Here is a 23,001-nt window from a genome sequence, read left to right on the forward strand (position 1 = left end):
GTTGCCCCTGTGCGGGGCGGCACCTACTTTCTTTGCTGCTGCAAAGAAAGTAGGCAAAGAAAGCAGCTTTCCCCATCCAAAGCGCTTCATGCCGGCCGCGGCACAGGCGATCGTTTTGGGCACAGCAGTAGCGAGTGCCCTCATAGGCCTAATCGGGCTTGGATCGCGCACGGTCTGTCACATCGCACCGCGCGCGTGGCTGGTTCAGCACAAAACGGCTCCGGCCTGCTTCGCGGCCGATGGATACATCGGGTCTGCGCGTGCTTCGGCGTTTCTCTCTTCTCGTTGGTTTCCCTTGCATTCCTCACGGCAGCGCGCAGCGCTGTGCCGGAACGCTTTCGTGCTGAACCCGCGCCCTAAAACGAATAGCTTGTCAGAGCGTGCGCGGTCCACGCCCGATGGGGCCTATGAGGGCACTCGCTACCGGTGTGCCCTCGCCGCTCGCCTGTGCCGCGGCCGGCTTGAAGCGTTCAGGATGGGGAAAGCTGCTTTCTTTGCCTACTTTCTTTGCAGCAGCAAAGAAAGTAGGTGCCGCCCCGCACAGGGGCAACGCTAATAGACCGACGCGGATACGGGATCCGGCGACAACACCCCAACAAACCTAGTCATACTTGATATACCGAAACCGCTGATCATCGGAAGGCGTGCCATCGAGCGGCCCATCCTCCTTCCCCGGTTGCCACTGGATAACATCTTCGATCTTCGAAGCCAGAGCAAAGTCCTTATCAGTAATCCCCTTAGCCGAATGCGTCTTGAGCTTGACGACAACAAACGCATAGGAAACGGTGAGATCAGGATGATGCCAGGCCGCTTCGGCCAGATGCCCCACGGTATTGACGACCATGAGCGTGCCTTTCCAGCTTTCGGTTTTGAACTTGCGCCTGAGCCACCCATCCTCGAGATACCAATGTTCGAGCGCGCCCGTCAGACGTTGCTGGATTTCCTCGTCGGAATAGACCTTTTCGGCTTGAGCCATGGCGCAGCCTCCAAATAGAAAAGAACAAAACCAAGTATGCGCCAAACAAAACATGCTGCAACGCGTCATGTCACGCGGTCCGGTCCGGTGTTCCATCCCGCTCACTCTTTCGCGTATTTGACACAGTATGTGTCGCCACCCGACAGAAACCTGCCCGCATACGACACCATGCCCCGTCAAATTCCCGATTTGAAGCTATCCGATTGAAACCGGCATGGAATATGCAATTGGCCTCTCTACGCAAAAGTCCGGCTATGTACCGGACGAAGCGCAGCTCGTTACCTGCATTTGAAGGCGCGCACGATGCAATCCGGTAGCGTGGTCATCCCTGGGTCGGAGGCATCACCATTCTGGAGGAGACATGAACTTACGCACCCTGGTTCTTGGACTGGCGGTGGCAGCGACGGCAAGCCTGAATTCTTTTGTCGCTCAGGCCGACTCGCAGCTCGACAGCCTGATCAAGAATCCCTCGAACTGGGCGGCGCAAGCGGGCGATTACTCGAATCACCGCTATAGCACGCTCAAGCAAATCAATGAAAACAACGTCGGCAAGCTACAGGTTGCCTGGACCATGTCGACAGGTGTGCTGCGCGGCCATGAAGGTTCGCCGCTCGTCATCGGCGACACGATGTATATCCACTCGCCGTTTCCCAACAAGGTTATCGCCATCAACCTGAAGGATCAGACCTTCATCTGGCAATACCAGCCGAAGCAGGACAATCAGGTCATCTCGGTGATGTGCTGCGACACGGTCAATCGTGGTCTCGCGTATGGCGACGGCAAGATCTTCCTCCAGCAAGCCGATACGAAGCTCGTCGCGCTCGACGCAAAAACCGGCGACGTCGTCTGGACCGCGCAGAACGGCGATCCGAAGAAGGGCGAAACCAACACCAACGCGCCGCACGTTTTCGGCGACAAGGTGCTGACCGGCATCTCCGGCGGCGAGTTCGGCGTGCGCGGACGGATCATCGCGTACAACCTCAAGGACGGCAAGGAAGTCTGGAAGGCCTATAGCACCGGTCCCGACAACGAAATGCTGATGGACCCGCAAAGCACGATGACCTGGACCGACGGCAAGATGGCGCCGGTCGGTGCTGACTCGTCGCTCAAGAGCTGGCAGGGCGATCAGTGGAAGTACGGCGGCGGCACCACGTGGGGATGGTACGCATGGGATCCGAAGCTCAACCTTGTGTACTACGGCTCGGGCAATCCGGGCACGTGGAACCCGACGCAACGTCCGGGTGACAACAAGTGGTCGATGACGATCTTCGCGCGCGATCTCAACACGGGCAAGGCGAAGTGGGTCTATCAGATGACGCCTCACGACGAGTGGGACTATGACGGCGTCAACGAGATGATCCTCTCGGATCTGAACATCGGCGGCAAGAAGGTACCCGCGATCGTTCACTTCGACCGCAACGGCTTCGGCTACACGCTGAATCGCGAATCGGGCGAACTGCTCGTCGCGCAGAAGTACGACCCGGCGGTGAACTGGGCCGATAGCGTCGATCTGAAGAGCGGCCTGCCGATTCGCAATGCGAGCTACTCGACGCAGAAGGCCGGTCCCGATCACAACGTCAAGAACATCTGCCCCGCGGCGCTCGGCTCGAAGGACCAGCAGCCGGCCGCCTTCGATCCGGGTTCGAGCCTGTTCCTCGTGCCGACGAATCATGTCTGCATGGACTACGAGCCGTTCCAGGTCGATTACGTGTCGGGTCAGCCGTTCGTCGGCGCGACGCTCTCGATGTATCCGGGTCCGAACGAGAAGGGCGCGATGGGTAACTTCATCGCGTGGGATGCCTCGAAGGGCAAGATCGTGTGGTCCAAGCCGGAGAAGTTCTCGGTGTGGTCCGGCGCGCTCGCAACGGCCGGCGGCGTGGTGTTCTACGGCACGCTCGAAGGCTACATCAAGGCAGTGCGCATCAAGGACGGCAAGGAGCTGTGGAAGTTCAAGACGCCGTCCGGGATCATCGGCAACGTGTTCACGTACCAGTATCAGGGCAAGCAGTATGTCGGCGTGTACTCGGGCATTGGCGGCTGGGCCGGCATCGGCATGGCGGCGGGCCTCGAGAAGTCGACGGAAGGTCTCGGCGCAGTGGGTGGCTATAAGGACCTCGCGAAGTACACGGCGCTGGGCGGCACGCTCTTCGTGTTCGCGATTCCCGGCGGCTGATCGTCTCTGTTTGATGTGTTCTGGTTGAACGCATAAGAGCGCAGGAACGCGCGGCGGCTGCAACGGCCGCCGCGCTGAAACACCCCATATACAAGACATGTTCAAGGAGTCAGACGTATGAAAGGCGGATCACTCTTGCTGCTGTCGCTGACGCTCGTTGCGTCGTCCGCTTCGTTCGCCCAGACGCCTCCGGGCCCGGGACAGATGAAGCCGGTCGCGTATAAGGTCGTCGATGGCAACAAGGTAGACAGCGACACGCTGCAAGGCTGGAAAACATGGCGTGCACTTGCGTGCGAACGCTGTCACGGGGCGAAGCAGGAAGGGATGGTCGGCCCGTCGCTGATCGATGCTTTCAAGTCGCTGGACAAGAACGAGTTTCATCGCACGGTATTCGGCGGGCGCGTGGACAAGGGCATGCCCGATTTCAGCGCGAGCCAGATGATGCAGAAGAACTGGGAGAACCTCTACGCGTATCTGAAGGGGCGCTCCGATGGCAAGATCAACCCGGGCGACCTGCAGGCAATCGATGCAAAATAAGGATGTCGCGCGCATGATGTGCCGACGTCCGATGATTGCTCTCATACCCGGAGGTATCGATGTCTGATCGTAATGCGAGCCGCGCCGCTTCGTTCCGATTCATGGCCGTGCTATGCGCGGCATTCGCGACGTTCTCGGCGCAGCAGGCTTTCGCACAAGGTGCCGGCGGCCCGCCGCCCAACCTGCCCAACAACGATGGCGCGGACGGCGTGCTGCGTGTGTGCGCCGATCCGAACAACATGCCGCTCTCGAACCAGAAGGGCGAAGGTTACGAGAACAAGATCGCGAGCCAGATGGCGAGCGATTTCGGCTACAAGCTCGAATACACGTTCTGGCCGCAGCGCATGGGTTTCGTGCGCAATACGCTGCGCGACAAGGTGCCGCAAAGCGAGCGCTTCAAGTGCGATCTGATCATCGGCGTGCCGAAAGGTTATGAGCTGACCGCGACGACGCGTCCGTACCTGCATTCCACCTACGCGATGGTGTTCCCGAACAAGCCGGAATACGCGAGCATCAAGACGCCTTCGGATCTGATGAATCTGCCGCCCGAGCAATTGAAGAAAATGAAGCTCGGCATTTTCGTGAAGAGTCCCGCGACGGACTGGCTGCTCAGCCATGACCTGATTCAGCAGGCGGTTTCGTATCAGGGGCAGAGTGGCGATCCCGAGGCTTTCCCCGGCGAGATCATCGAACGTGATATGGCGAAGGGCGACGTCGATGCGGCTTTCCTGTGGGGGCCGATCGCCGGTTATTTCGCCAATCGCTCCGATAACAAGGTGCGCCTCGTGGCGTTCCCGGCCGGTCAGCCGATCCGTTTCGACTACGAAATTTCGATGGGCGTGCGATACGGTGAAAAGGCGTGGCGCGACAAGGTCGATAACTGGATCGCGTCGAATCAGCCGAAGATCGATCAGATTCTTTCGAGCTATCAGGTTCCTTTGCTGCCGTTGCAGCCGGTTGCCGCGCAATGAGGGGCGCTCTTTGCGGGTGGGCCGTTGCGTGCGCTGCGTTGATGACGTCGGTGGGTGTCCGGGCTGCGGATGCACCGGCTTCTTCGGCGTCCGCGCCGGGGGCGCAGATCGCGCCGGCCGAGCAGTTGCTTTTCATGCAGTCGCATATGAATGGCGTCGAGCCGCAGACGGAACTCGATTATGCGGTGGATTACTCAGGGCCGCCTTCGAAGATCAACGATACCTTGCGTGTTCTCGTGGTGAGCCCGGGCAATAGCAAGAACGACGCGCGTGTGACGGATCGCACGGGGAGCGTCAATGTGCCGGGCGGGCTGCCTTGCAATCCGGCGATCATCTATTTTCTCGAGCACGACATTGCGGAGATGGAACAGCTGACGGGCGGTCAGCGGCGCTACTTTCAGCAGCGGGTGAGGATGGCGCTGGCGGCCGGGCCTGAGATTACTTCGGTATCGAGTGAGTCGCTTGGGCTTGGCAAGCATGCCAAGGCTCAGCAGATCGTTATTCAGCCTTATTTGAACGATCCTAATTCGGAGCGGTTCGCGAAGTATACGGGCAAGCGTTATACGTTCGTCATGGCAGATGATGTGCCTGGGCGGCTGCTCATGATTCGCACCGAAGTGCCGGGGGATGGAAATGATTTTGCTCATCCCTTGCAGAAGGAGACGATTGCTTATCAAGGGGTGTTGAAGAATATGAATTCGCCGGGTGGGGCGCCGGTTAAGCCGGCGAATGCGCCAAGGGCTAGTCGGTAATTGATTTTTTCGCCGGATCCCGTGTTCGTGCTGGTTTATTGGCGCTGCCCCCGGCGAGGGGCAATGCCAATCGACCGACGAGAATTCAGGATTCCATAGAAGTCAACGCAAACAACCCCATTCCCCGGCCCCCCCGTGAACTTCATCCGTTCCCTAACCCTCCGCCAGCTACAAATCTTCGTAATAGCAACCCGCTGCCCAAGCTTCGCCCGCGCCGCGGAAGAACTCCACCTGACCCAACCCGCAGTATCGATGCAAATCCGCCAGCTGGAAGAAGCAATCGGCCTCCCGCTATTCGAACGCGTAGCACGCCGTCTCTCGCTGACGGAAGCCGGCGAAAGGCTCTCACACCACGCAAGCCGCATCCTCGGCGAAATAAAGGATGCCGAAGACGCGATGATGTCGCTCACGCAAGCCGACAGCGGTTCGATCGCGGTCAGCATCGTCAGCTCGGCGACCTACTTCGCCCCCAAGCTCCTCGCGCTCTACCGCCAGCAATATCCAAAAGTCGATATCCATTTCTCTGTAGGCAACCGCGAAACGCTGCTGCGTTTGCTGCAGGACAACGCCACCGATCTCGCCATCATGGGCCGCCCGCCGCCCGAACTCGGCACCACCGCCGAGCCGCTCGCCTATCATCCGCATGTGATCGTCGCGCCGCTGTCGCATCCATTGCGTGAGGCGAAGGCATTCGATCTGCAGGAACTCGCGAACGATACGTTCCTCCTGCGCGAGCCGGGATCGGGCACACGCGCCGTCGCGGAACACGTCTTCCGGCAGAACCTCTTCGTGCCTGCGCGCAGCGTCACGCTCGGCAGCAACGAAACCATCAAGCAGGCTGTGATGGCCGGCATGGGCGTAAGCCTCATCTCCCTGCACACGCTTTCGCTCGAACTGCGCACGGGCGAAATCGCCGTGCTCGACGTAAACGGAACGCCCATCGAACGAACCTGGCAACTCGTTCATTCGCGCTCGAAACAGCTCTCGCCGACGTGTCTCGCATTTCGCCGCTTCCTGCTGGAAAACGCCGAACCGTTTCTCGAACGCGAATATGCGCAGTTCGGATTGCGCAGACCGAAGCGCCTCGCCGACGCCGGCAACACTCGATGAGCTTGCGCGCCATTGCACTCTTCATACTGTTTGGATGCGCAACTATCGCGCGTGGCGAGACTGCGCTTTCGGTCACGCAGATCGCACCGGGAAACTACGCGCATCGCGGCCACGATGACGTCGCCACGCCCGAGAACGGCGGCGATATCGCGAACGTGGGCTTCGTCGTCGGCACGCGCTGCGTCGCGGTGATCGACACGGGCGGCACGCTCGCCGAAGGACGCGCGTTGCGCGCCGCGATACGCGCGGTCACAGCGTTGCCGGTCTGCTATGTGATCAACACGCACATGCATCCGGACCACATCTTCGGCAACGCCGCATTCAGGGACGATCATCCTCAATTCGTCGGCAGCGTGACGCTCGCGCAAGCGGAAGCGTCGCGCGCGGACAACTATATGCGCGCACTGAACCGCGAATTGGGCAACGCCGCAGCGGGCAGCGAAATCGTCCCGCCGACCATGACAATCAATGGCGCAGGCACGCTCGATCTCGGCGGACGCACGCTCACGCTGCGCACATGGAAAACCGCGCATACCAACAACGATTTGACGGTATACGATGAGAAGAGCGGCACTTTGTGGACGGGCGATCTTCTGTTCGTGCGCTGCATCCCCGTCGTCGATGGCAGCGTGGTCGGCTGGCTCGACGATATCGCGCGCATTCGCCAGATGAATCCGCGTCACGTCGTGCCCGGACACGGTCCGCTCGATCCGCCGTGGCCGCAATCGCTCGATGCCGAGCAACGTTATCTCGCCGATCTGGCGCGCGATGTGCGTGCAGCTATCAAGCGCGGCGAAACGATACGGCAGGCCGTCGACAGCATCGGCCTCGACGAGAAAGATGAATGGCTCCTCTTCGACATGTACCACCGTCGCAACGTGACGGCCGCCTATGCGGAACTCGAGTGGGAGCAGTAGCGCAGCGCAGCATTGGAGGGACATCATGAAGACAGCATGGTCCGGCACTCGCGCGATGACGATCGCGAGCCTCGCCGCCGCGGCGCTCGCGCCCTACGCCGTGCAGGCGGCCCAGCCTGACGACGATCCCGACAAGGTGGCGCGCTGGCTCGATTTCAAGGACGGCGCATTCAAGGGCCGCACGATCGACTCGCACGGCGATGCGGTCATCAAGCTCGACGCACCCGCGCGCGCGGCGGATGCCTCCGTCGTGCCGATCGCGATCAATGCGCAATTTCCGCAGACGTCCGCGCATTACATCAAGAAGATTTATCTCTTCATCGACGAGAATCCGGAACCTTATGCGGGTTCGTTCGAGTTCACGCCGGAATCGGGACTGGCGACGATCGAAACGCGCGTGCGCGTGGAGGACTACACGTTCATGCGCGCGATCGCCGAGACGAATGACGGCAAGCTCTACAGCTCGGTGCGTTTCGTGAAAGCATCGGGCGGCTGTTCCGCGCCCGCCGACAAGGACGACGACGTCGCCGAGCGCGCGGCGGGACAAGTCAGGCTCCAGCCCGAAGGATCGGTCGTCGCAGGAAAGCCTGGCGTCGCGCAAGTGATGGTGCGCCATCCGAACCGCACCGGCATGGCGATGAATCAGATCACGCGCAACTATGCGACGGCGTATTTCATCCGCAAGGTCTCCGTCACGTATGCGGACAAGCCCGTGATGACCGCGAACGTCAATTTCTCGATCAGCGAAAACCCGAACTTCCGCTTCTACTTCGTACCGGGGGCAAGCGGTGAATTGAAAGCGCATATCGAGGACACGAAGAACAAGCAGTGGGACGGCGCCGTGGCAGTGAACGCGCAGCCGGGCAACGCGCAAACTTCGGCGATGAAATGACGGCGCGTGGCTTGCGCGCGTTCGTCTTCACGCTGCTGATCGCGGCATGCACGCTCGCCCACGCGGCGATGAGCGGCATGCCCGCGCCCGTCGCGATCGCACCGGGCGTGTATGCGTTCATCGGCGATAACGACGCCGTCGCGCCGAAGAATCATGGCATCGTCGCGAACAATGGCTTCATCGTCGGGCCGGACGGCGTGACAGTGATCGACACGGGCTCGTCGTATCGCTACGGACGCGCGATGATCGAGGCGATCCGCAAGGTCACGCCGTTGCCGGTGAAGCTCGTCATCATCACGCATCAGGCGCCCGAATTCGTGTTCGGCGCGGCCGCTTTCCGCGATGACGACGTGCCGATTCTCGCGCACGCGCGCGCCGCGCAACTGATTCGCGAGCGCTGCGCGATCTGCCTCGCGAATCTGCGCAAGACGCTCGGTGAAGACGAGATGGCCGGCTCGCGCGTGACCGTGCCCGATAGAACCGTCGATGGCACGACGGAGATCGAAAGCGGCGGACGCAAGCTGCAACTGCTGCACTTCGGACCCGCGAGCACGCCGGGCGATCTCGCCGTGCTCGACACGCAATCCGGCGTGTTGTTCGCAGGCGGCCTCGTTTCCAACGGACGCATACCCGAGCTGCGCAACGAGCAGATTCCCGGCTGGCTCGCCGCGCTGGAAAACCTGCGTGCGCTCGATCTGAAGACGGTCGTGCCCGGCTTCGGTGCGCCCCTGGGCGGCGACGACATCATGCAAACGGGCGCGTATCTGCGCGAACTCGATGAAAGCGTCAAGCGCGCGTATCAGAGCGGCGTCGGCCTCACCGAGGCGATGCATACGGTGCAGGTGCCCGCATTCGCCAATTACAAGCTCTATGCGATCGCGCAGCCGCAGAACGTGCAGCGCGTCTATCTGCAACTGGAAAAGCCGTGACGCTCGATCAATGTTTCTTCCCACGCCGTAAAAGCAACCCGGAGACAAGACGATGGCCCAGCTCGTAGCGCTGTACAAAAATCCGTCCGACACGAAGGCATTCGACGATTACTACGCCTCGACCCATGCGCCGCTCGCGAAGACGCTGCCGGGTCTGCGGCGCTATGAGATCAGCACGGGTCCGATCACGGCAGCGTCGGGCGAGTCGCCTTATCACCTCGTCGCGGTGCTGCAATTCGATTCGCTCGAAGCGATCCAGACGGCGCTCGGCTCGCCCGAAGGCCAGAAAACCGCCGCCGATCTCGCCAACTTCGCGCAAGCCGGCGTCGAGTTGCTGATGTTCGACACGAAAGAAGCCTGACATCTCTTACGCCTTCGGGGATGCGCGCATCCTCGAAGCGCCTCGCATTTCCTCAGTTCATTTCCCCCGCAGGACAAGACCCGCATCGCCGAATGGAGATGCCGCATGGTTTTGTATCTATCGATATATAATCAGTTCTGTATCGGACGATATAAAACATCGGCCACTCAATTCGATGGAGCAGGATCATGGCGCGACCGCGCAATTTCGACGAAGACAGCGTGCTGGACGCCGTCGCCGACGCGTTCTGGACGCACGGCTACGAGGGCACCTCCACGCGCGACCTCGTGCAGTACACGGGCCTCACGCAGCCGAGCCTGTATAACGCTTTCGGCGACAAGCGCGCGCTGTTTCTGCGCGCGCTCGATCACTATCTGGATCACACCTTGCGCGAGCGCATTCAACGGCTCGAATCGTCGATGACGCCTGGCCGTGCGATCGCCGCGTTCTTTCGCGAGATCGTCGAACGTTCGGTGTCGGACGAGCATCGGCGTGGCTGCATGCTGGTGAACGCGGCGCTCGGCGCATCGCCGGAAGACGAGGCGTTCCGGGAGCGCATCGCAGCGGAGATGGCGCTGCTGCGGGCGTTCTTCGAGCGCTGCATGAAGGCCGGCATCAAGAGCGGCGATATCGAGCGCGTGGTGCCCGCCGAGGCCGCCGCGACGAATCTGCTCGCGCTGCTGCTCGGCTTGCGCGTGCTGGCGCGCGTCGACCCGAAGCCCGCGTTGCTGAGCGGCGCCGTCGCGCCGACGCTGGCGATGCTGAAGTTGCCGCCGCTCGGCCTGAGTGCCGGCAAGCGCTGAACCTCCATCCCTCTTGTGTCACGTCGTCCGGCCGCATGCATGCGCACGCGGCCGCGGGAGCCTTCATCATGTCGGATCAAACCGTATCGGCCGCACCCGCCGATCAGCACGCCTCACTCGACGCACGCGCGCTGTTCGCGATGCTCGCAGGATTTTGCGCGAGCCTCGTCGCGATCGGGCTAGCGCGCTTCGCTTACACGCCGCTCATTCCGCCGCTCATCGAGGCGCACTGGTTCACGTCATCGCAGGCGGTAACGCTCGGCGCGGCGAACTTCGCGGGTTATTTCGCGGGCGCGCTCTTCGGTCGCGCGATCGCCCACGCACTCACGAACCGCCATGCGCTGCGTCTCCTGATGGCGGTCGCGACTGCGGCCTTCTTCGCCTGTGCGTTTCCGCTGTCGACAGCGTGGTTTTTCGCGTGGCGGTTTCTGTCGGGTCTGTCCGGAGGCGCGACGATGGTGCTCGTCGCGACGACGATCCTGCCGCACATTCCGCCGGCCCGACGAGGCTTCGCGAGCGGGATGATCTTCATCGGCCTGGGCTTCGGCATTGCGGCATCGGGCACGCTGATTCCGAAGCTGCTGCATCACGGCCTGCACAATACGTGGATGGGACTCGGCGTGTTTTCGCTCGTGCTCACGGCGATCGCGTGGTTCGGCTGGCCGGCGTCCAATCCGCCCGCTGTCGCAGCGCAGGACGCGACTCACCGTTCCAGTGCGCACGATGGCGCGCGCTTGCGTCTTCTGTATGCGCAGTACGCTGCAAACGCGCTGGGCCTCGTGCCCGTGATGATTCTTCTCGTCGATTGCATCGCACGAGGTTACGGCCGTGGCGCGGATATGGGCGCGCGCTATTGGGTGATGTATGGCGTCGCGGCGATTTTCGGCCCGCTCATCTGTGGAAGCGTGGGCGATCGTATCGGCTTCGGGATGGCTTATCGTTTTTCGTTGTTATTGCAGGCGTTGTCGGCGGCGTTGCTGGCGTTGTCGGCGAATCCGTATGCGATCGGTGTCGCGACGGTGGCGCTCGGCATCGCGACGCCGGGTATCGTGCCGCTTGCGCTCGGGCGTGTGCATGAACTCCTGCCGCAGGATCACACCGCGCAGCGTGCGGCGTGGAGCCGGGCGACATCGGCGTTTGCGTTATGTCAGGCGATGGCGGGTTATGGTTATTCGTTTTTGTTCTCACACACGCACGACAACTACGCGTTGATTTTCGCGTGTGGGGCCAGTGCGCTTGCGATCGCGTTCATCGCCGATCTGATCGTGAACCGCAAGCGGGTGACGGGCTAGTCGCCGGATTCGACTTCCACATCGGCCACACTCAAATCCTCGCGCCGATGATTGATCACGAGAAACACGCACATCAGCACGACGAACGCGACGACGAGCATCGTCGCGTTGAATAGCACGCGCTCATAACCCAGTTCCGCGACATTGATGAACGGATAGGGATAGAAATCGGACAGTCTTCCGCGCCATAGCGTCACGCACAAATAAGACAGCGGAAAGACGAGCCATAGCGCGCATCGTCGCAACGACAGATGAAAGCGCGGCACGAAGAAGAACCAGTACAAGGCCGCGAGCGCGGGCACCACGGTATGCAGCGATTCGTTGACGAGCGCGCGATACCCCGACGGCGTCCACAGATAACGCAGCAACGCGTTATACGCGATCCCGACGAACACGATATACACGACCACCGCCGTCACGACAGTCGGCCTGCGAAAGAACCGCGCGAGCGGAAACCGTGCGCGCGTCGCGACGCATGTGAAGCAGAACGCGGTCAGCAGTACCGTCAGATTGGTCAGATAGCTGGTCATGCGCGCAACGCCGTCGAGCACGGTGAAGCCGCGATTGACGAGGCGCGCGATGGTGATATCCGTCTGCGCGGCGAACGCGAGCCACGCGATCATCGCGATGGCGGCCGCGACCGCGAGCGACGCGGTGCTGGGCGTGTGTAGCGGCAACTCGGGCGCTTGCCCGGGAGCGTTGGAAGGTAATTTCGACATGAGGCCATTTTACGTGCATGGTGGCCGCCGACGTTCACGCAATAGCACATTCGGTCGCCATCGAATCGCGACACGGAGAGTTTCACTTTTCGTGGTCACCGATTAGGAATCGTCTCGTGTCCGTCTTATCCCGTAAAGCCAAGAATACGTCCGCAGAGTTGCACGATGTTGGGTCAATCAGGCGACGCTGACGGATGAATCGAAGACCACTCCCCTGGTCACATCGCGTCAGCGGAGCGTTACCGCTTTCGGGAGTAATTGTGGCAGTCAGCAAGATCGCAGTGTGTGGTTTGGGTTATGTAGGGCTTCCCGTGGCGGTGGCGTTTGCGCGCCGCTTCGATGTGGTCGGGTTCGATGTCGATCGTCGCCGTATCGACACGCTGCGCAGCGGCGAGGACTGGACCGGCGAAATCGAGCGCGACGTGCTGAATGCATCGTCATTGCGCTATACCGACGATGCGTCGGATCTCTCCGATTGCAATTTCTTCGTCGTTGCCGTGCCTACCCCCGTCGATGAAAAATGCACGCCGGATTTCTCGCTGCTGGTGAGCGCGTGCAAGACGATCGGTCCCGCGCTGCGTCCGGGCAGCATCGTGGTATTCGAATCCACCGTCCATCCGGGCGCGACGGAAGAAATTTGCGGACCGGAGCTCGAGAAGGCGTCGGGCCTACGCGCGGGCATCGACTTCAAGCTGGGCTATAGCCCCGAGCGCATCAATCCGGGCGACCGTGAGCATCCGCTGGAGAAGATCGTGAAGATCGTATCCGGACAGGATGAAGAAAGCGCGGATGTCATCGCCGATGTCTACGGGCAGATCATCGACGCCGGCGTGCATCGCGCTTCGTCGATCAAGGTGGCGGAAGCCGCGAAGGTGCTGGAGAACACGCAACGGGACATCAACATCGCGCTGATGAACGAGATGTCGAAGATCTGCGATCTGGTCGGCATCTCGACCTCGGAAGTGCTCAAGGCGGCCGGCACCAAGTGGAATTTCCTGCGCTTCTCGCCGGGTCTCGTCGGCGGGCACTGCATCGGCGTCGATCCGTACTATCTGACCTCGAAGGCACAGGAACTCGGCTATCAGCCGGAAGTGATTCTCGCCGGCCGTCGCATCAATGACGGCATGGCGGGACACGTCGCCGCGAAGCTGGTTCAGATGCTCGCGCGCAAGCACCGTCTCGGACCTGCCACGCGTGTGGGCATCCTCGGCATGACCTTCAAGGAAGACGTGCCGGACATCCGCAATTCGAAAGTGGTCGACTTGTATCACGCGCTCGAAGACTACGGCATCGAACCGCTCGCGTTCGATCCGATGGCGGACAAGAGCCAGATGGACCACGAATACGGCATCAACCTGGTCGACAAATCCGAGCTGCTCAATCTCGACGTCGTGATTCTCGCGGTGCCGCATCGCGCCATCCTGACGACGTTCTGGAACGACCTTCCGCACATGATCACCGACGGCGGCATGGTGTGCGATCTGCGCTCCGCACTCGACAAATCGCGCCTTCCGTCGCTCATCGATTACTGGGCGCTGTAATCCGTCTTTGAAACTTATCGATCAAGGTGTGGAGCATCGCATGGCAGGGTCAAGGTTGTTGGTCAGTCCGATCGGGACGTGTCGCATTCATACGCCGTTGCGCAAGGGCGCGGCGCGTCTTCCGGTGACGCTGTCGAGCGCGCGCAATTACGGGTTCGTGCACACGAGCGCCGAAGCGTTGCAGCAGTTGCGCTTCATGTTCGCTCAGCAGTCGATTCCCGCGGACGTGCAGACGCTCGCGTGCCGACCCGGCGTTTCGCTGGACGCGTACGAGAAGCCGCACCTCGCGGCGGATCTCTACATCGTCGAGTTGTCGTCTCGCAAGTCGCTGACGGTCGACGGTTATCCGATCCAGAGCAACTACATGGGCCGCCATTTCAGCGAGTTCTTCGCTGATCGCGTCCGCTCGCGAAAATTCTGGGCGATGGCGAGCGAGGACATGTTGGCCGAGCGGCGCGCGTGGCTCGCGGATGAGTCCGCGTTTCAGCATCTTTCGGCAGCGGACCAGCATCTGCTCGTGCGCATTCAGCGACGCGATCAGGCAGATGATGAAATCGAGCGCGACATGCGCGAGATCGCGGCGCTGGTCGGTGCGCAGCGCGTCGTGTTCGTGACACACGTCGATGCGACGACGCCGGACAACGCGCTGATCGAATCGCGGCATCGTCTCATCGAAACCGTGCGTGACATCGCGCATCGCATGGGCGTGCCGTGTTACGAGCCGACCGCGCTGATGCAGAAGATCGGCCAGGTCAACGCGCTGGAAGACGGTGGCCTCGATCTCACGCATTTCACGGACGACTTCGCCGAAAGCCTGGTCACGGACTGGTATCAAAGCTTCATCGCGCCTCGCGCGTTTTCTCTTGGGATCCATGAGGATGCCGAACGTTCATCGGCGCGCAGTGAACCGGTGGATGCGGCGCAAGACATCGCGACGGCATGGGAGGCCGGTCAACTGTGCGCCGCGTCGAAGCGCGTGCGCGCGGTGCTGCGTGTCAGCGACGCAAGTGCGGAACATCGCGCGTTGCTGGCGCACATGCAGTGGGCGCTGGGCGACTACGAAGGCGCGATCAGCCTGCTCGACGCCGAACGGCAGGAGGTCGGCCCGAACGAGCGATCCGATCGACTGCTTATGCGCTGTCACTTCGAACTCGGCGATTTCCAACGGGCGATGAATCTCGCAACCGCGATGCTCGCCGATGAAGTCGAGACCGAAGAATTGCTGCGTGTCAGCGCGTTTTCGGCAGCGAAGCTCGGTGACATTCGCATGGCGCTGGCGAACTGGAAGCGCCTGTTCAGGATCACGGAACAAGGCGCGGAAGCGGCCACCGCCGTGCTCGATCTGCTCGACGCAATCGCCGATCAGGAAGCTGCGGAAGAATGGGCGAGGGAAGTGCTAGTCAAGTTGCCATCGCACGATGCGAGCTTCGCGTTGTTATGGAACCGCGCGATCGCGACGGGCGATCACGCCGGTCTCATGCGTCTGGCTGAAGCGCCAGTCAGTCTTGCTTCGGCCAGCGCGCTCGAACTGGCGCGAAGCGCGGCGTCGCGCGGTCTTGCGACGGCCGCGGCCATGTTGTCGCGCGCGCAGCATCTCCCGCGCAGCGAAGATCCGGAGACGGTCGACTGGCTCGTGCGTCAGACGGAACAATGGCTGCTCGAAGGAAGCGCCGCGCTCGTCGCGAACGATCTGCCGGCGGCTGCGGCCAGGATTCAGGCGGGCTGGCTGATCGATCCCGCGAACGAGGAAGCCGTGCGCGCCCGGCGCGCGCTCGAGCGGCGCATTCGTCAGGACGCGCGCTCGGCCTTCATCGCGGGCGATCATGCGACCGTGATCGCGTTATCCGATCTCGCGCTCGTCACGCGCACGACATCCCCGTATCTCGATGGCCTGCGCGGCCGCACAGCCGATGCACTCGGCGACACGCACGCAGCGCTGGAGCATCTGCGACGGGCGGCGAACGCGCCTGATGCGCCGGTGTCGATCCGCATGCTGCTCGCGCGAGTCGCGGTGCGGGCCCAGTGCTATTTCGAGGCCATCGAAGCGCTCTCGCGAATCGCGGCCGACCCGCAAGCCGATCGCGACGCGCGCGAGGACGCGGCCCATCAGATCACGATGCTCAGAGGGCGCGCCATCCGTGCCGCGCGCGACATGCTCGCGCAAGGCGAGTACGAACAGGCGTGGGCGCTGCTGGAACTCATCGGCAAAGCGCGTAGCGTCGATGCGGAGATCGCGCCGGAGAAGAAGCGGATCATCGCGGCGCTGCGCTCGCGTCTGCGTGCGCTCGATTCCTCCAGCAACGAGGAACGCATGGCCGTCGCGGCAACGATCCTCCGGATGGTTCCGGACGACGCGGTCGGATTGAAGGCAGCGGCGATTGCCAGCATGCGTCTGCATCGCTTCGCTGATGCGTTGCCTCACTGGTGCGCGCTTCGCGAGCAGTCCGGGGACCTCGAACAGATCGACGCGAACATTCAGAAATGCCTGCTCTGGATCGATCGGGCGAAGCGTAACGCGTCGGAGGCAGTCTGATGGGCCGCGCGAAGAAGCGGTCTCGCCTGCACCGCGCAAACAAGCAGAGCGTCAAGGCGAACAGCACGCGTAAGCAACGCGATCACGCCGGACTCGTTTCGAGCGAAGATGAACTTCAGGGCGTGCGCGCGGAACTCGCGCAATGCGTGGCGCAGGCGTCGAGCGGAGAAAGCGCGCAAAGCGCCCTGACACGCGCACGGCAGATCGCGCGCGCTCATGGCGATGACGTCGAAGTGCGCTACCTGCTGCTGAAACTCGAAGAGATGACGGCGCCCGGCGGGACCGCACTGGACAGATGGTCGGCATTGCTGGCCGACGCGCCCGGTCACGCGGCCATACTGCGCTGCTACGTGTTGCGTCTGCTCAAGGAGAGCAAGTGCGACGAAGCGCGTGCCATCGTGGACCGGCACGCACCCGAAACGCTCGACGAGGCGCGCCAGGGTCAGACGCGAGCGGAACTGCTCGCCGACCTGCGGTCCCATGACGCATCGGACGATCTGTTCCGGCGTCTGATCGAACGGCACGACCGGCGCGATACGCGAGTCGCTTTCGCCAAGCGTCTCAAGAAGCGGGGATTGCTGGCGCAGGCGAACGCGATGCTGACGCCGGTGGCGACATCGTTCCCGCCGGACAGCAAGGCCGCTCAACTGGTGGCCACGCTCGCGGGCGATTACGCGTTCTTCCGTCGCTTCGAGAGCCCGTCGAGCCTCGCGGATCAGGATTTTCGCATCGTCGCGATGAAGCACGCCATTCTTTCGTTTCGTCATCGCGTGCTGCCGCAGCCAAAGCCGCATCGTCCGAAGTCGATCGCACTCCTGACCGGCAGCCTCGGTCCCGGCGGCGCTGAACGGCAGTTGACGCGTCTTGCGTGTCACTTGCAGAAAGCATCCACGATGCCGCTTCGCGCCGGCGATGCGCAGCGCCAGGTCGGCAACGTCGAGGTGGTCGTCAAGCAGCATGCGATGCACGCGTTGCCGCACAAAGGGCCGCGCCTCGACTTCTTTCTGAGCACGCTCAGGGACGCGGGCGTTTCGATCACGGAAATCAATGCGCTGCCCATGGTCGCCGCGGGCGAGCAGGCCATCGCCGATGCCGATCTTCTTCGCATGCTGCAGAACCTGCCGTCGACGGTCCAGTACGGCGTGACCCGGCTCGCGCCGTTCTTCCGGGAGCGCCGCTTCGATGTGGTCAGTCTTTGGCAGGACGGCACCTGTCTGTTCGGTGCGCTGGCCGCGCTGCTGGCGCGCGTGCCCGTGATCCACCTGGTGTTTCGCGGCTTGCCGCCGAACGTGCGGCGCGAACGCCATCGGCCCGAATATGCGGCGCTCTTCAACGCGCTGGCCGAGGTTCCCGGCGTGCATTTCGTCTGCAACAGCCGCACGGGCGCGCAGGCGTATGCCGACTGGCTGAGCTTGCCGCTGGAGCGCTTTCGGGTGCTCTACAACGGTGTGCCGGAACTCGACGTCCGTGGCGATGAAAGCGACATCCAGCGCTGGGAAGCCTTCGCACAAAGGACGGCCGATGCAACCGAAACCATCGGCGGGGTGTTTCGCTTCGAGCCGGACAAACGCCCGCTGTCGTGGATCAGGCTTGCCGCCGAGTATCTGAAGAAACGCCCGCGTGCACGCTTCTTCATCGTCGGCGACGGGCGTCTGCAGCAGGAGGCGGTCGATCTCGCGGGCGAACTGGGGATCGCGGACCGGCTGCTGTTCGCGGGGCTGTCGTCGCATGTCGGTTACTGGTACTCGAAGATGGACGCCAAGGTCATGCTGTCGCGTTTCGAAGGCTTGCCCAATGTGCTGATCGAAGCGCAGATGCTCGGCGTCGCGACGCTATCGACGCCGGCGGGCGGCGCGGGTGAATGTTTCGTCGATGGCGTGACGGGCCATCTGCTCGAATGCGCCGAGCATCCGGATCTGCAGTCCGCGTGCGAGCGCCTGATGGTGCTCGTCGACCGCTGCCGCGCGGATGCCGCAACGCGCCAGCACGCACGCGATCGCGCACGCCTGCTGTTCTCCGTGAGCGCGATGACCAGCACGTTCAATGAACTGTGCTTCCCGGCCACGGACGCCGAAGCGCCCGGTCGCCCGGGCGATCTCTGCGAACGCCCGCTCGCCGTCTGAGCGCGCACGGCGGGACGGGGCAGGCAAATCTTCTTTAAGGTCAGGATGGAAGTCGTGAAATCGATCGGTTCAGTGTTTCAAGGATTCAACGGCGGGCGCTTGCGATTCGTCGCGCTGTCGTGTGTCGCGCTGATGGGCGTCGCCGCGTTGCAGGGATGCACGCTGCCGCGCAGCGGCCCTTTGCAGAGCGAAGTGAACGCGTCCGTCGCGAACGACAGCATTCGTCTCGTCGCCATGACGCCTGCTATCGCCAACTCCGGACGCGGCGCGGGTCGCGCGAGCTTTCCCGCGGCCTTGCGCAACGCGGCGCCGCTCGACGCCGATCGCTTCGCCGTGGGCGATGGCGTCGGAGTCACCATCTGGGAGCGTGACGGGCTTGGCGTATTTCCGGCGGCAGAGAACGGCGCGTCGAATCTGGGCGAACTGCAAGTCGATGGCTCGGGCGACATTCACTTGCCTTACATCGGCAACGTCCGGGCGCAAGGCCTCACGCAGCCGCAATTGCGCGAGGCCATCCTGCGACGCCTGAGCCGGCTCGTCGCGGCTTCCGATGTCGTCGTGCGCGCCACCGCGCGCAAGGGACAGACGGTCACCGCGCAGGGCGATCTGCAAAAGCCGGGCGTCTATCCGATCGGTCGCGAGCTGGTCCGTCTGAGCGATCTGCTCGGTCAGGCCGCGCCCAATCAGACGAACCCGGAGCAACTGGCGATTTCCGTGCGGCGCGGCGGCGTGGAAGGCACGATTCGCCTCGCGGATGTGTATCAGGACGCGGCCAACGACATCGCGCTGCGCCCGGGCGACTCGATCGTGGCGCACAACGTCGTGGAGCAACTGACGGTGCTCGGCGCGGCCGGCGTGCAAGGGCGCGTCAAACTGACCAAGCGCAATTTCAGCGTGCTCGACGCCATCGGCGAATCGCGCGGCCTCAACGATGCGCTGGCGAACCCGCGCGCCGTCTATCTGATGCGCGGCGCGCAGGCGGCCGGCGCCGCAACCGCCGACACGCGCCCCACGGTCTATCAGTTTGACTTCACGCGTCCGGAGCAGATCATGCTGGCGCAGTCGTTCGTGGTGCATGACGGCGACGCGATCCTGGTGTCCGATGCGCCTTTCGCTCAGGTCCAGAAAACGCTGTCCGTGTTCGGTTCGACATTGGGCGTCGCGCGCTCGGCCACCGCATTCTAGGCCGCGTGATGAGCAACGAAGGTCGAATCAGAAACTGGCAGGCGCGGCGGCAGTCGGGCGGATACCGGCTGGGCGCGGGCGCGCTCGAACGCAAAGGCGCGCCCGTGCCCGTGACGACGCTCAGGCGCATTCTCGATGCATTGATTATTGCGTCGCATGAAACGCCGTTCGAACGCCGCAGCGTGTACGAAATGCTCCAGACGGAATCGGACAGCGAGGCGTTGCACGCATCGCTCGATGAAGAAGTCGTCGAGTTGCGTCGGCGGCAACTGCGCACCGCGATTCGCCTCGTCGAAGAGGATATCCGCGCGGGCGTCGATGTGTTCACGCAAGGCTATGCGCCTGCCACGCTCGCATCGGCGCAAGCGCGGCTCATCGAATCCCACAGCAAGCGCGCGCGCCGCCGACTCGATCAGCAGACACGCGAAGCGCGACGGCGCGCGACGCGCGACGATGTCGCGTTCAGGATCGATCTCGCGCCCACCGAAGCCGCCGACCTCGATGTGCTCCGTGCCAGCGCGAACGTGCTGCATGCGCGTCAGCGCGCATCGCAGGTCGGGGTGGGACGCTCGAATCCGCAGGCCCTGCTGCCGCTGCTGATTCTGCAATTGCAGATGATTCAGGGCGAGAGCCGCTTCGCATTGATCTGGACGCTCGCCGGGCCCGCCGTGCTGTTGACGCTGATCTCGTCGCTCTACTTTCTGATGGGAACGCACTTCGTGCTCGGCATGGATGTGCCGACCTTTTCCTTGCTGGGCGCGACGACCTGGATCATGTTCCGCCAGATCATTTTTCGCAGCAGTGCGAGCTATGTATCGGCGCGCGGCTTGCTGAATCTGCGGGGCGTCACGCCGCTTATGTGCGCGCTCGTCCAGGCGATCATCTATCTCGCAATCTACCTGATGGTATTCGTCATCCTGATCGCGGCAGGGCATTGTTTCGATATTGTCACCTTGCCTTCGAACTGGCCGGCATTCCTGTGCTTCGTCGCGTCGATGGGCGCGGCAGGCATGGCGATGGGACTGATCTTCGGCTCGATCGCCACCGAATGGCGTTTCTTTTTGAAGCTCGGAACCGCGCTCGAACGCCTGCTTGAAATATTCAGCAGCGTGTTCTTCGTGTCGGAACAACTTCCGGAGCAGTACCGTCCTTATGTCTTGTGGTCGCCGTTCGCTCACGGCATGCAATTGTTGCGCTCGGTGTATTTCGATAGCTACCACTCGAGCGACGCCAGCCTGACCTACTATGTAATGTCGCTCGTGATTCTGGTGAGCGTCGCGCTTGGCGTCGAACGTTTCGCGCGCAGCAACGTTCAGCCGATGTGAGTGCGCCATGATCCATCTCAACAGGATTTCCGATGCTCCCAGACTCTTCGGCGCGCAGTCTTCATTGCTTGCCGGGGCGAGCCTCGCCATTCCCCGTGGACGTTACGCGCTGCTGTCGCATACGCCTGAACGTCATCGTCCGCTGATCGATATTCTGGCCGGACTGCGGTCGCCTCGCGAGGGCTTCGTCGAGCATCAGGGGCGCGTCTCGTGGCCGCTCGGCCGTCAGGGCTTCATTCGCGGCAAGGCGAGCGGCATTCGCATGATCGAGTTCGTGTGCGCGCTGCATGGGATTGAACCGGCTGCGTGCATCGATTTCGTCGCCGACATGATCACGCGCCCCGATCATCTTCACGCACCGATGGAGCACTGGCCGCTCTATACGCGACAGGAAGTTTCGTTTGCGCTGGCGCTCGCGCCCGACTTCGACGTCTACATCATCGACGGCGTGATTCCGTTCGAGCCGTGTCGCTTCACGCGCCTGTGGCTCGCATTGTTCGAGGAGCGTCTGGTTGGCCGGACGCTGATCCTCTCGACTTACCGCCAGCAACAGATGGCGGACTACTGCATCAAAGGTTTGGTTTATGAACGAAGTACCCTTCGAATCGACGACGACCTCGACGCGTGCATCCGTCGATTCCCTTCACGCCAGTCGCGAATCGATTCCGTCGACGCAGCCGACATCAACACCTATGGCTCCGCCGACTTCTGAGCTGGAGCCGGGCATCGACACACGCCGGCGGGAGCGCGCGGCGGCGGCGCGTGAACGGCGTCGCGGGCGCTGGATCATGCTTGCGCTGATTTTCGCGCCGGTAGTGTTGAGCATCGTCTATGCGAGCTTCATCGCCTTGCCGCGCTATTCGGCGGAAGCGCGCTTTTCGGTGCGCGCAAGCACGGCGCAGTCGCCGGTTTCCAATGCCGCGAGCTTTCTCACATCGGGCGACGGTTCCGGTCTCGCCGCTGGGTTCGTCGATGGCTGGGCGGTCAGCGACTTCCTGAATTCGCGCGACTGCATGCTGCAACTGGACCGGAAGATCGGCCTGCGCAAGCGGCTCGCGCATGACAGCTTCGATATCGCGAACCGCCTGGCCGATGGTGCGTCGCAAGACGATCTCTATCGTGCATATCGCTCAGCCGTGAAGGTCTCGTACAACATGATGGAACAGGTCGACGTGATGAAGGTCAGCGCGTATTCGCCCGCGGACGCGGCATTGATCTCGGCTGCGCTCATCGATCTCGCGCAGGACTTCGTCAATCGCATGGATCAGAAGGGCGTCGAGGACGCGCTCAAGGTGAGCCGCGAGGCGGTGGCGCTCGCTCAACGCGAAGCGCAGGGCGCGCGCGCGGCGCTGACGAAATGGCGCGTCGACAATCAGAACATGGACCCTGCGGCGAACGCGGCCATGCTGCTGAATCTGGCCGGCCAGATCGAAGCGGAACTGAGCACCGCGCAACTCAGTCTCGACAAGATTCGTGCGCTCGGCAATCCTGATCATCCGATGCTGGCACCCACGGCGGCCCAGGTGGCCGCGCTGAAACAGCGCCTCGCGGATGTCCGGCAGCGCATGAGCGGCAAGGGCAATACGCAGGCGACCCAGCTCGAACAGTATGAACAACTGAAGAATGCGCAAGTATTCGCCGACAGCAATCTCAACGCTGTGCAGCAGGGCTATCAACAGGCGTTCACGGACACGCTCAAGTTGCAGCGCTACCTCACCGTGATCAGCAAGCCCTTGCCTTCAGACCGCCCCACCAGTCCCGACGCCCTTTTGCTCGCGCTCGAAGCGCTGGCCGTCGGCTTCGCGCTGGCGCTGTTCGCCAAACTGGCGACGAGCGTCGGACGTGCCTTTCTGCAGGGGTGA

Annotated in this window: 20 protein-coding genes; 18 read left to right on the top strand and 2 right to left on the bottom strand. The window is 62.6% G+C overall.

The window, feature by feature from the left end:
• Nucleotides 1-601 precede the first annotated feature (601 nt).
• Complete coding sequence (locus AWB80_RS40390; RefSeq protein ID WP_061180215.1) at nt 602-976, bottom strand: 4a-hydroxytetrahydrobiopterin dehydratase; 375 nt, start codon at nt 974-976, stop codon at nt 602-604.
• Nucleotides 977-1,337: 361 nt separating this feature from the next.
• Here AWB80_RS40390 and AWB80_RS40395 point away from each other — a divergent pair, with 361 nt between their 5' ends.
• The 11 genes from AWB80_RS40395 to AWB80_RS40445 all read left to right on the top strand — a co-directional run bounded on the left by AWB80_RS40395 (nt 1,338) and on the right by AWB80_RS40445 (nt 11,713).
• Nucleotides 1,338-3,149 (top strand): methanol/ethanol family PQQ-dependent dehydrogenase, encoded by a 1,812-nt coding sequence (locus AWB80_RS40395; RefSeq protein ID WP_061180216.1) that lies wholly within the window; start codon nt 1,338-1,340, stop codon nt 3,147-3,149.
• Between the two features lie 117 nt (nt 3,150-3,266).
• Nucleotides 3,267-3,686 (top strand): c-type cytochrome, encoded by a 420-nt coding sequence (locus tag AWB80_RS40400; protein WP_061180217.1) that lies wholly within the window; start codon nt 3,267-3,269, stop codon nt 3,684-3,686.
• 59 nt (nt 3,687-3,745) lie between these two features.
• A complete protein-coding gene (locus tag AWB80_RS40405) occupies nt 3,746-4,657 on the top strand; it encodes a substrate-binding domain-containing protein (protein WP_061180218.1) in 912 nt (303 codons plus the stop codon).
• Complete coding sequence (locus AWB80_RS40410; RefSeq protein ID WP_061180219.1) at nt 4,654-5,409, top strand: hypothetical protein; 756 nt, start codon at nt 4,654-4,656, stop codon at nt 5,407-5,409. The genes AWB80_RS40405 and AWB80_RS40410 overlap by 4 nt, the downstream gene beginning before the upstream one ends.
• A gap of 135 nt (nt 5,410-5,544) precedes the next feature.
• Nucleotides 5,545-6,519, top strand: coding sequence for a LysR family transcriptional regulator (locus AWB80_RS40415; RefSeq protein ID WP_061180220.1), 975 nt, complete (start codon nt 5,545-5,547; stop codon nt 6,517-6,519).
• On the top strand, nt 6,516-7,436 hold the full coding sequence (locus AWB80_RS40420) for a quinoprotein relay system zinc metallohydrolase 2 (protein WP_061180221.1): 921 nt from the start codon (nt 6,516-6,518) through the stop codon (nt 7,434-7,436). The genes AWB80_RS40415 and AWB80_RS40420 overlap by 4 nt, the downstream gene beginning before the upstream one ends.
• Before the next feature lie 25 nt (nt 7,437-7,461).
• A complete protein-coding gene (locus AWB80_RS40425; protein ID WP_061180222.1) occupies nt 7,462-8,328 on the top strand; it encodes a quinoprotein dehydrogenase-associated SoxYZ-like carrier in 867 nt (288 codons plus the stop codon).
• Entirely contained in the window at nt 8,325-9,257 is a 933-nt protein-coding gene (locus AWB80_RS40430; RefSeq protein WP_061180223.1) for an MBL fold metallo-hydrolase, read from the top strand. The genes AWB80_RS40425 and AWB80_RS40430 overlap by 4 nt, the downstream gene beginning before the upstream one ends.
• 52 nt (nt 9,258-9,309) lie before the next feature.
• Nucleotides 9,310-9,618: an EthD family reductase gene (locus AWB80_RS40435; RefSeq protein ID WP_061180224.1), complete on the top strand. Its 309-nt coding sequence runs from the start codon at nt 9,310-9,312 to the stop codon at nt 9,616-9,618.
• Nucleotides 9,619-9,806: 188 nt separating this feature from the next.
• Nucleotides 9,807-10,421 carry a TetR/AcrR family transcriptional regulator gene (locus AWB80_RS40440; RefSeq protein WP_061180225.1) on the top strand — a complete coding sequence of 205 codons (615 nt, stop codon included), beginning with the start codon at nt 9,807-9,809 and terminating at the stop codon, nt 10,419-10,421.
• A gap of 68 nt (nt 10,422-10,489) precedes the next feature.
• Nucleotides 10,490-11,713, top strand: coding sequence for a YbfB/YjiJ family MFS transporter (locus AWB80_RS40445; protein ID WP_061180235.1), 1,224 nt, complete (start codon nt 10,490-10,492; stop codon nt 11,711-11,713).
• On the opposite strand, the gene AWB80_RS40450 is transcribed toward AWB80_RS40445, so the two are convergent.
• Nucleotides 11,710-12,432, bottom strand: coding sequence for a Pr6Pr family membrane protein (locus tag AWB80_RS40450; protein ID WP_061180226.1), 723 nt, complete (start codon nt 12,430-12,432; stop codon nt 11,710-11,712). The two genes, AWB80_RS40445 and AWB80_RS40450, sit on opposite strands and share 4 nt — an antisense overlap.
• Nucleotides 12,433-12,713: 281 nt before the next feature.
• Here AWB80_RS40450 and AWB80_RS40455 point away from each other — a divergent pair, with 281 nt between their 5' ends.
• The 7 genes from AWB80_RS40455 to AWB80_RS40485 are packed head-to-tail and all read left to right on the top strand — an operon-like array spanning nt 12,714 to nt 23,001.
• Nucleotides 12,714-13,973, top strand: a complete 1,260-nt coding sequence (locus AWB80_RS40455) for a nucleotide sugar dehydrogenase (protein ID WP_061180236.1) — start codon at nt 12,714-12,716, stop codon at nt 13,971-13,973.
• A 40-nt stretch (nt 13,974-14,013) separates the two neighbouring features.
• Nucleotides 14,014-16,506, top strand: coding sequence for a hypothetical protein (locus AWB80_RS40460; protein ID WP_143328248.1), 2,493 nt, complete (start codon nt 14,014-14,016; stop codon nt 16,504-16,506).
• Nucleotides 16,506-18,629: a glycosyltransferase gene (locus AWB80_RS40465; protein ID WP_061180228.1), complete on the top strand. Its 2,124-nt coding sequence runs from the start codon at nt 16,506-16,508 to the stop codon at nt 18,627-18,629. Before AWB80_RS40460 ends, AWB80_RS40465 begins: the two co-directional genes overlap by 1 nt.
• A 54-nt stretch (nt 18,630-18,683) precedes the next feature.
• Nucleotides 18,684-19,814 carry a polysaccharide biosynthesis/export family protein gene (locus AWB80_RS40470; protein ID WP_160147522.1) on the top strand — a complete coding sequence of 377 codons (1,131 nt, stop codon included), beginning with the start codon at nt 18,684-18,686 and terminating at the stop codon, nt 19,812-19,814.
• 8 nt (nt 19,815-19,822) lie between these two features.
• Complete coding sequence (locus tag AWB80_RS40475; RefSeq protein WP_061180229.1) at nt 19,823-21,139, top strand: ABC transporter permease; 1,317 nt, start codon at nt 19,823-19,825, stop codon at nt 21,137-21,139.
• Between the two features lie 7 nt (nt 21,140-21,146).
• On the top strand, nt 21,147-21,851 hold the full coding sequence (locus AWB80_RS40480; protein WP_061180230.1) for a P-loop NTPase family protein: 705 nt from the start codon (nt 21,147-21,149) through the stop codon (nt 21,849-21,851).
• Complete coding sequence (locus AWB80_RS40485) at nt 21,832-23,001, top strand: KpsE/RkpR family capsule polysaccharide export protein (RefSeq protein ID WP_341866866.1); 1,170 nt, start codon at nt 21,832-21,834, stop codon at nt 22,999-23,001. The genes AWB80_RS40480 and AWB80_RS40485 overlap by 20 nt, the downstream gene beginning before the upstream one ends.

Origin of the sequence: Caballeronia pedi (assembly GCF_001544915.2) — a bacterium.
Taxonomy (GTDB): domain Bacteria; phylum Pseudomonadota; class Gammaproteobacteria; order Burkholderiales; family Burkholderiaceae; genus Caballeronia; species Caballeronia pedi.

Excerpts from the sequence above, each read along its gene's own strand:
- AWB80_RS40390 (WP_061180215.1), bottom strand. The coding sequence starts at position 976 with ATGGCTCAAGCCGAAAAGGTCTATTCCGACGAGGAAATCCAGCAACGT.
- AWB80_RS40395 (WP_061180216.1), top strand. The coding sequence starts at position 1,338 with ATGAACTTACGCACCCTGGTTCTTGGACTGGCGGTGGCAGCGACGGCA.
- AWB80_RS40400 (WP_061180217.1), top strand. The coding sequence starts at position 3,267 with ATGAAAGGCGGATCACTCTTGCTGCTGTCGCTGACGCTCGTTGCGTCG.
- AWB80_RS40405 (WP_061180218.1), top strand. The coding sequence starts at position 3,746 with ATGTCTGATCGTAATGCGAGCCGCGCCGCTTCGTTCCGATTCATGGCC.
- AWB80_RS40410 (WP_061180219.1), top strand. The coding sequence starts at position 4,654 with ATGAGGGGCGCTCTTTGCGGGTGGGCCGTTGCGTGCGCTGCGTTGATG.
- AWB80_RS40420 (WP_061180221.1), top strand. The coding sequence starts at position 6,516 with ATGAGCTTGCGCGCCATTGCACTCTTCATACTGTTTGGATGCGCAACT.
- AWB80_RS40425 (WP_061180222.1), top strand. The coding sequence starts at position 7,462 with ATGAAGACAGCATGGTCCGGCACTCGCGCGATGACGATCGCGAGCCTC.
- AWB80_RS40430 (WP_061180223.1), top strand. The coding sequence starts at position 8,325 with ATGACGGCGCGTGGCTTGCGCGCGTTCGTCTTCACGCTGCTGATCGCG.
- AWB80_RS40435 (WP_061180224.1), top strand. The coding sequence starts at position 9,310 with ATGGCCCAGCTCGTAGCGCTGTACAAAAATCCGTCCGACACGAAGGCA.
- AWB80_RS40440 (WP_061180225.1), top strand. The coding sequence starts at position 9,807 with ATGGCGCGACCGCGCAATTTCGACGAAGACAGCGTGCTGGACGCCGTC.
- AWB80_RS40445 (WP_061180235.1), top strand. The coding sequence starts at position 10,490 with ATGTCGGATCAAACCGTATCGGCCGCACCCGCCGATCAGCACGCCTCA.
- AWB80_RS40450 (WP_061180226.1), bottom strand. The coding sequence starts at position 12,432 with ATGTCGAAATTACCTTCCAACGCTCCCGGGCAAGCGCCCGAGTTGCCG.
- AWB80_RS40460 (WP_143328248.1), top strand. The coding sequence starts at position 14,014 with ATGGCAGGGTCAAGGTTGTTGGTCAGTCCGATCGGGACGTGTCGCATT.
- AWB80_RS40465 (WP_061180228.1), top strand. The coding sequence starts at position 16,506 with ATGGGCCGCGCGAAGAAGCGGTCTCGCCTGCACCGCGCAAACAAGCAG.
- AWB80_RS40475 (WP_061180229.1), top strand. The coding sequence starts at position 19,823 with ATGAGCAACGAAGGTCGAATCAGAAACTGGCAGGCGCGGCGGCAGTCG.
- AWB80_RS40480 (WP_061180230.1), top strand. The coding sequence starts at position 21,147 with ATGATCCATCTCAACAGGATTTCCGATGCTCCCAGACTCTTCGGCGCG.
- AWB80_RS40485 (WP_341866866.1), top strand. The coding sequence starts at position 21,832 with ATGGCTCCGCCGACTTCTGAGCTGGAGCCGGGCATCGACACACGCCGG.